A 9145-nucleotide genomic window follows, 5' to 3' on the forward strand; every position below is an offset into this window, starting at 1 on the left:
CCATGAACCTTCACGAGAACCTGCTCGGCGGCCCGCCGCCCACCCTCCTGCCGGAGAACGAGGAGGCCGCCCGGCTGGTCGAGGCCGGGTCCGCGACCCCCGCCGAGATCGCCGCCGCCCACCCGACGTTCTCCCTCGCCTGGGCCCTGCTCGCCGAGGACGCCTTCGCCGGCGGCCGCACCGTGGAGGCCTACGCCTACGCCCGCACCGGCTACCACCGCGGCCTCGACGCCCTGCGCCGCTCGGGCTGGAAGGGCCACGGCCCGATCCCCTACGACCACGTCCCCAACCGCGGCTTCCTGCGCTGCCTGGCCGTGCTCGCCAAGGCCGCCGGCGCCATCGAGGAGACGGCGGAGGCCGAGCGCTGCCGGCAGTTCCTGAAGGACAGCAGCGAAGAGGCGTACGCGGCCCTCGCGGGCTGAACGCCCCTCCGCCCCAGGTCGGCGGCGGCTCACCTGGTCCCGAGCCGCCGCACCGACCGCACCAGCGCGTCTGCGCCCGCCGCCGCCTTCGCCCGCGGGCAGCCGACGTTCAGCCGGACGATCCCCTCCGCGCCGTACGTCCCCCCGGGCATGATCGCGACCTTCTCGCGGTGCACGAGGTCGTGCTGGAGCGGGGCGTCCTCCGTGACACCGAGCGGGCGCAGGTCGATCCAGGCCAGGTAGCCGGCCTCCGGGGGCCGCCAGCCCAGATCCGGGAAGTCCGCCGCGAGCACGTCGGCGACGAGGCGCAGGTTGCCCAGGACGTACTCCCGCAGCGCCGACAGCCAGGGCGCGCCCCCGCGGTAGGCGGCGATGTGCGCGGTCAGCGAGAGGACGGCCGGTGAGGCGAGCCCCTCACCGGTCCACATCCGGCGCAGGAACTCCGCGCGGTCGGCCGGGTCGCTCAGGATCCCGTAGCTGCCGGTCAGCGCGGGGAAGTTGAACGACTTCGACGCGGAGGTCACCAGCGCCCAGCGGCCGCCCTCGGGAGCGGCCATCATCCACGGCACATGAGGGTGGCCGGGGTGCGCGAGGTCCGCGTGGATCTCGTCGCTGATGACGGGGACGCCGTGCCGGGCCGCGATCGCGCCGATCGCCGCGAGCTCGGCGGCCGTCCACACCGTGCCGGTGGGGTTGTGCGGGGAGCACAGGATCAGCACCTTGGTGGCGGGCCGCGACAGCTCGCGGTCCAGGGCGTCGAGGCCCACCCGGTCGCCGCCGCCCCGTCCCGTGAGGCCGGGTCCGAGCGGGATGCGGCGCAGCTCGCGCCCGAGCCCGTCGACGCACTTGCGGAAGCCGTCGTAGGTCGGCGTGTGCACCGCGACGCCGTCGCCGGGCTCCGTCCACATCTGGACCAGCTGGGAGACCTGGCTGAGGACGGAGGGCGCGTAGACGACGGTGGCGGGGTCCACGACCGCCCCGTCGAACTGCTGGGAGAACCAGTCGCGGACGGCGTGCAGGAAGTCGTCGTGCATCCAGTCGCTGTAGCCGAAGACCCCGTGGCCGAGCCGCTCGGCCAGCGCGTCCCGGATGACGGGGGCGACGGGGAAGTCCATGTCGGAGATGGTGAACGGCAGCAGGTCCGCGACGGGGAAGCGGTCCGCCAGGCCGTCCCACTGCACCGACCAGGTGCCGCGGCGGTCCACGGGGGTGTCGAAGTCGAAGTCCGTCCCGGTGCCGTGAGTCATGGCCCCATCGAACACGACAGCGGCCCGGCACACCCGTCGGGGTGCGCCGGGCCGGAGTCCGGTACGCGATGTTTCACGTGAAACACGCGGCTGGTGGTGCCGGCCGATGTTTCACGTGAAACATCGGCTACGGCCGCGCAGTGGTGCCGTCGCAAGGCCGTGCGGCCGGGGGCCGCGGAGCCCTACTTCAGGCGGGTGCCGGTCGAGCGCAGGTTGGCGCACGCCTCGGTGACGCGCACGGCCATGCCGGCCTCGGCGGCCTTGCCCCAGGTACGGGGGTCGTACTTCGACTTCACGCCGACCTCGCCGTCGACCTTCAGGACCGCGTCGTAGTTGCGGAACATGTGGTCCGCGACCGGGCGGGTGAAGGCGTACTGGGTGTCGGTGTCGAGGTTCATCTTCACGACGCCGTTCTCCAGCGCGGTGGCGATCTCCTCGGCGGTCGAGCCCGAGCCGCCGTGGAAGACGAAGTCGAACGGGGAGGCCTTGCCGAACTTCGCGGCGACGCCCTCCTGCAGGTCCTTCAGCAGCTCCGGGCGGAGCACGACGTTGCCCGGCTTGTACACGCCGTGCACGTTGCCGAACGAGGCGGCCAGCAGGTAGCGGCCCTTCTCGCCCAGGCCGAGCGCCTCGGCGGTGCGGATCGCGTCCTCGACGGTGGTGTACAGCTCGTCGTTGATCTCGTGGCTGACGCCGTCCTCCTCGCCGCCGGTCGGGGTGATCTCGACCTCGAGGATGATCTTCGCGGCGGCGGCCTTGGCGAGCAGCTCCTGGCCGATCGCCAGGTTGTCGGCCAGGGTCTCGGCGGAGCCGTCCCACATGTGCGACTGGAAGAGCGGGTTCAGACCGCGGGCGACGCGCTCGGCGGAGACGTCGAGCAGCGGGCGGACGTAGCCGTCCAGCTTGTCCTTGGGGCAGTGGTCGGTGTGCAGGGCGACGGTGATGTCGTGCTTCGCCGCGACGACGTGCGCGAACTCGGCGAGCGCGACCGCGCCGGTGACCATGTCCTTGTTGTGCTGGCCGCCGAGGAACTCCGCGCCACCGGTGGAGATCTGGACGATGCCGTCGCTCTCGGCCTCCGCGAAGCCGCGCAGCGCGGCGTGCAGGGTCTGGGTCGAGGTCACGTTGATGGCGGGGTAGGCGAACTTGCCCGCCTTCGCCCGGTCCAGCATCTCGGCGTAGGCCTCGGGAGTCGCGATCGGCATTTCCGCTCCTTGTGATGTGCGGTGAGTGGTGGTGCGTGGGCGGGGCGTGGCCCTGACCAGGCCCTGACCTCGGGGGACGGGCCCCCGGCGACTTCATCGTCGGGCCCATCTTCCCAGACCCGGGCCAAAGCTCCACCCCGGGGTTTGCCCCGCCCTCACACCGGCCGCGCGGGTCTAGGCGAGGCCGAGGTCGTCCTTCGTGTACGCGTACAGGTACGGGACGGCGGCCTTCTCCGCGAGCACCGCGTCGGCTCCGGTCGCCCGGTCCACGATCGTCGCCACCGCGACGACCTCCGCGCCGGCCGCGCGCGCGGCCTCCACGGCGGTCAGCGGGGACGAGCCGGTCGTCGTCGTGTCCTCGACGATCAGCACTCGGCGGCCCTTGATGTCCGGGCCCTCGATCTGCCGCTGCATGCCGTGCATCTTCGCCGCCTTGCGGACCACGAACGCGTCCAGGCGCGTGCCGCGGGCGTGTGAGGCGTGCAGCATCGCGTCCGCGATGGGGTCGGCGCCCAGGGTGAGGCCGCCGACCGCGTCGTACTCCAGCTCCGCGGTCAGGTCCAGCATCACCTCGCCGACCAGGGGGGCGGCGGTGCCGTCCAACGTGATCCGGCGGAGGTCGATGTAGTAGTCGGCCTCCTTGCCGGACGACAGGGTGACCTTGCCGTGGACGACGGCCTTCTCCTTGATGTGCGTCAGCAGCTCGGCGCGGGTGTTCTTCTCGTCGCTCATGCCCCCGAGCTTAGAGTCTGCCCCCCCCGGCCTTGAGCAGCCGGCAACGCGCCCTCCCGCCTCCCCCGCGGTCAGCGGCCCCCGCCCGGTGGCCTCAAACGCCGGCCGGGCTGAGTTCCTTGCCGCCCGCGACGGCGTGCTGCCGGTTTTCGCGGCTCCGCCGCGGATGCACGGCCCCGACCCGGTGGCCTCAAACGCCGGCCGGGCTAAAAGTCTTTGTCGGCCGGGCTGAAGGTCGTTGCCGGCCGGGCTGAGTTCCTGCCCCGCGCGGCGACATGCTGCGGTTTTCGCGGCTCCGCCGCGGATACCGGCCTCCGCCCGGTGGCCTCAAACGCCGGCCGGGCTAGAGGTCTTCACCGGCCGGGCTGAGGATTTTTGCCGGCCGGGCTGGGTTCGCGGGCCACGCCCTTCCGGTTACCCGAGTCGTCGCCACGTCCAGGTGGTCTCGATCTCCAGCGGGTCCACCGGGGTGACCAGGCGGGGCGCTGTGTTCAGGCCGTTCGGGGGGCCGGACTGGGGCTCGACGCAGATCGCCTCCGCCTGCTCGTCGTAGACGACGACCCAGGGGGTGCGGCTGGTGATGCGGAGGGAGAGGCGTTCGGGCCAGGTGAGGGTCGCGTCGACGCCGTCCGGCATGCCGAAGCAGTCGTCCCACGGCCCGGGGGACGGGGCGACGCGGCGGCCCGTCGGGAGGTGGTCCGCGCCGCGCTCCTCCTGCCACGCGGGCTCGAAGTCGAGCCGCACGGGCTCCCCGCCGTCACCGAGGTCCCGCAGGAACCACGGGTGCCAGCCCGCCTGCGCGGGGAACGAGTCGCCGTACGTCTCCACGCCGAACGCCAGCGTCAGGGACTCGTCTGTCAGCGCGAACGTCTGCGTCACCCGGCCCGGGTACGGCCACGGCTCAACCAGGTCGTACGTGAACGCCGCGGTCCCCTCCGTCACCCGCGCCGCCTTCCACACCACGTCCCGCCCCGTCCCGTGCATCGCGTGCGGCGCCGCACTCGCCGACACCGGCAGCCGGTGCACCGTCCCCCCGTTCCGGAACTCCGCGTTCTCCGTCCGCCCGCACCACGGCACCATCGGAAAACACCCGAACTTCGGCCCCTGCCGCAGGAGTTCCCTGCCGTCGATCCGCAGACCTCCGATCCGGCAGCCGAGGTCCGGCAGGATCGTCAGCTCGACGCCGTCGGCGGACAGGACAGTGGTGGTCGTCTCGTCAGTCGTCACAGGGCCCACGATAGGCGGCGCACCCGCCCGGCGTTCGGGACGTACGACGCGGCCCCGGTGGAGTGCGGACTCCGGTGCGCCGAGACCAGGGCATCTGCGGCACCGCGCCGAACGAAGCTGCGGCGGCGTGCCGATGGAACCTGGGGGCGGTGTGCCGATGGAACCTGCGGCACCCAACGGAACGAAGCAGCGGCGCCGAACCGGAGGAGCCTGGGGCCCCGAGCCCAACGAACCTGCGGCCCGCAGCCGAAGATCCCAGCCCAGCCGGCAAAAACCTTCAGCCCGGCCGGCGCCTGAGGCCGCGCGGCCGGAGGTCGTGCACGCGCGGCGCAGCCGCGAAATCCGCAGCACACCGGCCCGAGGCGACCACAAACTCAGCCCGGCCGGCGCTTGAGGCCACCGGCCGGAGGCCGGTACCCGCGGCGCAGCCGCGAAGAACCCAGCACACCCCCGCGCGAGGCAAGAACTCAGCCCGGCCGGCGCCTGAGGCCGCGCGGCCGGAGGTCGTGCACGCGCGGCGCAGCCGCGAACCCCGCAGCACACCGACCCGAAGCGATGATGCGAACCCGGACCGCCCCGCCCGACACCCCCACCGCTACCGTCGACGCCGCAGAATCCTGCCCGCCACCACCGCCGAGGCCACCACGGCGACCACCACCGGCCCGGCCCACCTGAGCGCCTCGACCGCCGACCCTCCCGCCGGCGCCGCGACCGGCATGTACCGCCCCCGCGGCGGCGCATGGTCGACCTCCTCCGCACTGCGCCCGATCATCGTCCGCCGCGCATGCGCCGCCTCCGCCGTCGACACGTCGTCGAACTCGTCGTACGGCTCGAAGACGACCGCCGACACCTCGTCGACCTCGGCGATCTCCGCGATCCCGTCCGCGATCTCCTCCGCGGCGATCGCGTCCTCGACCGCGTCGGCCTCACCCGGCAGCCGCACGTCCGAGACGTCCGCCTCCGCGACGACCTCCTCCGCGGAGGCAACCGCCCCCTCCGCCTCGGCCGCCGCCGCCTGCTCCCCCGGCCCGGGCCCCTCAGCGGAGCCCGGCGCCACCGCCCCCGCCGCCAACGCCTCCGCGAAACGGTTCAGCGCCCGCCGCACCCCCGTCTCCACCTCGGACGCCGCGAGCTCGGCGACCCGCCCCTTGCCGTCGCCGCTGCCGGCGAAGACGAGGACGGCGCCCCCGTCGACGGGCGCGACGCGCACGCTCAGCCGAAAGGACGCCTCGGCCCCGCCCCGGACCTCCGCCCCCGCCGCGTCCAGGGTGACCGCGTCCGGTTCCGCCGTCCGCGTGAGGGCGAGCGTGCCGCGGTAGGTGATGGTGTGCCCCCCGAACCGCAGCCTGAGCCGGCCGGCGAGCCCGGCGTCGTCGGACGCGTCGCGCTGGAGGCCGGGGACCGCGAGCGCGACCTGCGCGGGATCGGCCAGCGCCCGCTGGACTGCCGCCGCCTGCACCGGAACGAACACCTCATGCTCCATGCCGCCGAGCGTACCCACGCCCGCCCCTCCTGCACCGCTACCGGTACCGGGGATGGACGAGCGTCGACGGCGGCAGCCCGTCGACCCGGGTGCGCTCCGCCTCCTGCGCCCCGCGGCGGTGGCCGGGCGGAAGCGCGGGGACCGCGGTGCGCGCGGCGAGGACGAAGCCCCAGTCGCCGGGGCGCGCGATGCGGCGGGCGGTACGGTCCGGGCCCGCGGCGAAGCCTGCGGCGCGCCCGGCCGCACGGTAGGGGGCGGTGCGCAGTCCCGACGCCCGCAGCGTGGCGTCCACCGTCCAGAAGGAACGCGGCCGCTCGGTCGGCGACCCGGCGTGGACGACGAGGCGGCCGCCGGGGGCCAGCGCCTGCCGGGCGAGGCCGAAGAACTCCTGCGAGTAGAGCTTGCTGCTGACGGAGATGCCCGGGTCGGGCAGGTCGTGGACGACGACGTCGTACGGCGCCCCGCCCCCGCGCGCCGCCCGCTCCCGCAGCCAGGTGAACGCGTCGGCGTGGCTGACGTGCAGCCGGGGGTCGCGGTAGACGTGCTGGTTGAGCCCGGCGAGCCCGGGATCGTGGCGGGCGAGCTCGACGACGCCGGGGTCGAGCTCGACGAGGTCGACCCGCCGCACGCCCGGATGGCGCAGCACCTCCCGCGCGGCGAGGCCGTCACCGCCGCCGAGGACGAGCACGCGCCCGTGCGGACCGCCCGCCATGGCGGGGTGGACGAGCGCCCCGTGGTAGCGGGCCTCGTCCCGCTCGGAGACCCCCAGCCGCCCGTCGAGGTAGAGGGCGAGCGGCTCGCGGGACGCGCCGAGCGGCCGGACGTCCCCGGTGTGCCGGCCGCCGGTGAGCACGATCTCCTGCACCCCGGTCTGCACCGCGACCCGCACCCCGTGCCCGTACACCGCCCGCCGGGCGGCGCGTTCGAAGTCGTCGACGGTCACGGCGGCGGCGAGCAGCAGCGCGAGGACGACGGCGTTGGTGGCGATCAGCAGCCGCCGGCCGCGCGGGGTGAGGTCCTGCCGGAACAGCCAGAGGACGAGCGCGGCCCCCGCGACCGCGTTGACCGCGCCGGTCAGCAGCGCGCCGGTGAGCTGGCCGAGCAGCGGGAGCAGCAGGAAGGGGAAGGCGAGCCCGCCGACCAGCGCGCCGACGTAGTCCGCGGCGAAGAGGTCGGCGACGGCGCCGCCGGCGTCCTGGCGGCGGATGCGCTGGATGAGGGTCATCAGGAGCGGGACCTCGGCGCCGATGAGGATCCCGATGGCCAGCGAGAACCCGACCAGCAGGAGGCGCGACTCGCCGGCCCAGGCGAAGAAGGCGTACAGGGCGAGCGCGCTGGTGCCGCCGACGAGGGCGAGCGCGGCCTCGATCATCCCGAAGCCGAGCGCGGCGACGCACCGCAGCCGCTTGGCGAGCAGCGAGCCGATGCCCATCGCGAAGACCATGACCGAGAGCACGACGGACGCCTGGGTCACCGAGTCGCCCATCAGGTACGAGGCGAGCGCGACCAGCTCCAGCTCGTACACGAGCCCGCACGCGGCGCAGACGAACACGACGCCGAGGACGAGGAGTCGGCCCGTCCGGGGCCGCACGGGCAGCTCGATCATGCCGGTAACGCTACGTCACCACCAGGAGGCTTCCTGTCACCCACACGGGTGCATCTGACGGGGTGAGGGTTGAACACCGCACGCCCCCCGCACACCCCGGCGGGCCCCCGGCACGCGCCCCGGCGAGCCCCCGGCACGCGCCCCGGCAAGCCCCCGGCACGCGGACCCGGGTGGGCCCCCGCCGCGCCCGCCCGCACGCCCTATACCCCCGCCGGCACCCGCGCCCCGACCCGCGTCCTGGTCGCCACCAACTGCCCCTCCTGCGGGTACGCGTGCCACGTCCGCCAGTGCACCTGACCCTCGCGGTACTGGGCGAGCAGCGCGGTGAACGCGTACGGGCTGCCGGGGAAGAGACCCGCGAGCCCGTGCGGGTGGTCGGCGACGAGCGCCAGCAACTCCTGCGCCCGGCGCGCGAACTGGGTGGGCGTCAGCTCCTCGACCCGCGCGGCGAACTCGTACTCGCGCTCGCCGCAGTCGAGCCGCTTGGCGACGCCGAGCGGGAGCGGGGTGCTGCCGCCCGGCAGGCAGGCGACCGTCTCGGAGCAGGTCGCCCCGTCCTGCTCGAGGAGCACTTGATGGGACGCGCCGAGCAGTCTGAGCTGCATCGTCACACCCGGCAGCGCCAGGTCGAGCGTGGCGAGCGCGGGGAGCGGCTCGCGCCCGAGGGCCCAGGCGAGGTCGGACGCGCGCGTGTCGGAATAGGCGGCGTTCAGGGTCGTGAGCATGGGTCGGCTCCGCATAGCACGCAGGGGAGGGGCGGCCGGTCCGGCCCGGTCCCGGCGCTTCCGGGAGGGCGGGGCATCGGCTCGTGCCCACGAGTACGTCACTGACGTAGGAGGGCTGCCATGGTCGGCTTGCACTGGTCTGAGTCGGTCTGGCGGTACTTGTACCGATGTAGGACAGGTTCTGATGGATGCAAGAAAATCACGCACAGCGGTCGGGGCACCCGGTTTTTACCCAACTTGCCGGGGTTTCCATCCCCCCGAGGGCCCCGCGGTTCATCTGTTCACGCCGCAACCACCCGACGCGCCGGGGTGGTTCGCCAGACGCATATGTGGGCGGCACACAGACCTCTCGCACGCCGCCCCGTTGGCCGGAACTCGCCCCTGCCGTCAACCCGGAGCACGGGTCCCGTCGATCCGGAGCGCGGGCTCCTCCCCCGCACTCGTGTCCGCGACGCGGGGGCGGGGGGGGGGGCCCCCGGGCGCCCGGCCCCGGGAGAA

The 9145-nt window shown here is 74.2% G+C and carries 8 protein-coding genes; 1 reads left to right on the top strand and 7 read right to left on the bottom strand.

Annotation, left to right across the window (positions count from 1 at the left end; translation table 11 throughout):
• The first annotated feature begins 2 nt into the window (after nt 1-2).
• Entirely contained in the window at nt 3-422 is a 420-nt protein-coding gene (locus ACFWEG_RS01790; protein WP_387208017.1) for a DUF3151 domain-containing protein, read from the top strand.
• 29 nt (nt 423-451) lie between these two features.
• Here ACFWEG_RS01790 and ACFWEG_RS01795 read toward each other — a convergent pair whose 3' ends face one another.
• The 7 genes from ACFWEG_RS01795 to ACFWEG_RS01825 form a co-directional block, all read right to left on the bottom strand.
• Nucleotides 452-1669, bottom strand: a complete 1218-nt coding sequence (locus ACFWEG_RS01795) for a MalY/PatB family protein (protein WP_387208019.1) — start codon at nt 1667-1669, stop codon at nt 452-454.
• Between the two features lie 182 nt (nt 1670-1851).
• Nucleotides 1852-2874: a class II fructose-bisphosphate aldolase gene (fbaA, locus tag ACFWEG_RS01800; RefSeq protein ID WP_387208021.1), complete on the bottom strand. Its 1023-nt coding sequence runs from the start codon at nt 2872-2874 to the stop codon at nt 1852-1854.
• A 174-nt stretch (nt 2875-3048) separates the two neighbouring features.
• The gene (gene pyrE, locus ACFWEG_RS01805) at nt 3049-3606 is read right to left on the bottom strand and encodes an orotate phosphoribosyltransferase (RefSeq protein ID WP_387208023.1); all 558 of its coding nucleotides are present in this window, start codon (nt 3604-3606) and stop codon (nt 3049-3051) included.
• A 414-nt stretch (nt 3607-4020) separates the two neighbouring features.
• Nucleotides 4021-4833 carry an aldose 1-epimerase gene (locus tag ACFWEG_RS01810; RefSeq protein WP_387208025.1) on the bottom strand — a complete coding sequence of 271 codons (813 nt, stop codon included), beginning with the start codon at nt 4831-4833 and terminating at the stop codon, nt 4021-4023.
• A gap of 595 nt (nt 4834-5428) precedes the next feature.
• Nucleotides 5429-6316 carry a CoxG family protein gene (locus tag ACFWEG_RS01815; RefSeq protein WP_387208027.1) on the bottom strand — a complete coding sequence of 296 codons (888 nt, stop codon included), beginning with the start codon at nt 6314-6316 and terminating at the stop codon, nt 5429-5431.
• 37 nt (nt 6317-6353) lie between these two features.
• Entirely contained in the window at nt 6354-7922 is a 1569-nt protein-coding gene (locus ACFWEG_RS01820; protein WP_387208029.1) for a polyamine aminopropyltransferase, read from the bottom strand.
• 200 nt (nt 7923-8122) lie between these two features.
• Nucleotides 8123-8647, bottom strand: a complete 525-nt coding sequence (locus ACFWEG_RS01825) for a DUF2617 family protein (protein ID WP_387208031.1) — start codon at nt 8645-8647, stop codon at nt 8123-8125.
• Nucleotides 8648-9145: the final 498 nt, after the last annotated feature.

It is taken from the genome of Streptomyces sp. NPDC060194 (assembly GCF_042728285.1).
Taxonomy (GTDB): Bacteria; Actinomycetota; Actinomycetes; order Streptomycetales; family Streptomycetaceae; genus Streptomyces.

Coding starts and splice junctions, on each gene's coding strand:
- ACFWEG_RS01790 (WP_387208017.1), top strand. CDS start 3: ATGAACCTTCACGAGAACCTGCTCGGCGGCCCGCCGCCCACCCTCCTG.
- ACFWEG_RS01795 (WP_387208019.1), bottom strand. CDS start 1,669: ATGACTCACGGCACCGGGACGGACTTCGACTTCGACACCCCCGTGGAC.
- fbaA (WP_387208021.1), bottom strand. CDS start 2,874: ATGCCGATCGCGACTCCCGAGGCCTACGCCGAGATGCTGGACCGGGCG.
- pyrE (WP_387208023.1), bottom strand. CDS start 3,606: ATGAGCGACGAGAAGAACACCCGCGCCGAGCTGCTGACGCACATCAAG.
- ACFWEG_RS01815 (WP_387208027.1), bottom strand. CDS start 6,316: ATGGAGCATGAGGTGTTCGTTCCGGTGCAGGCGGCGGCAGTCCAGCGG.
- ACFWEG_RS01820 (WP_387208029.1), bottom strand. CDS start 7,922: ATGATCGAGCTGCCCGTGCGGCCCCGGACGGGCCGACTCCTCGTCCTC.
- ACFWEG_RS01825 (WP_387208031.1), bottom strand. CDS start 8,647: ATGCTCACGACCCTGAACGCCGCCTATTCCGACACGCGCGCGTCCGAC.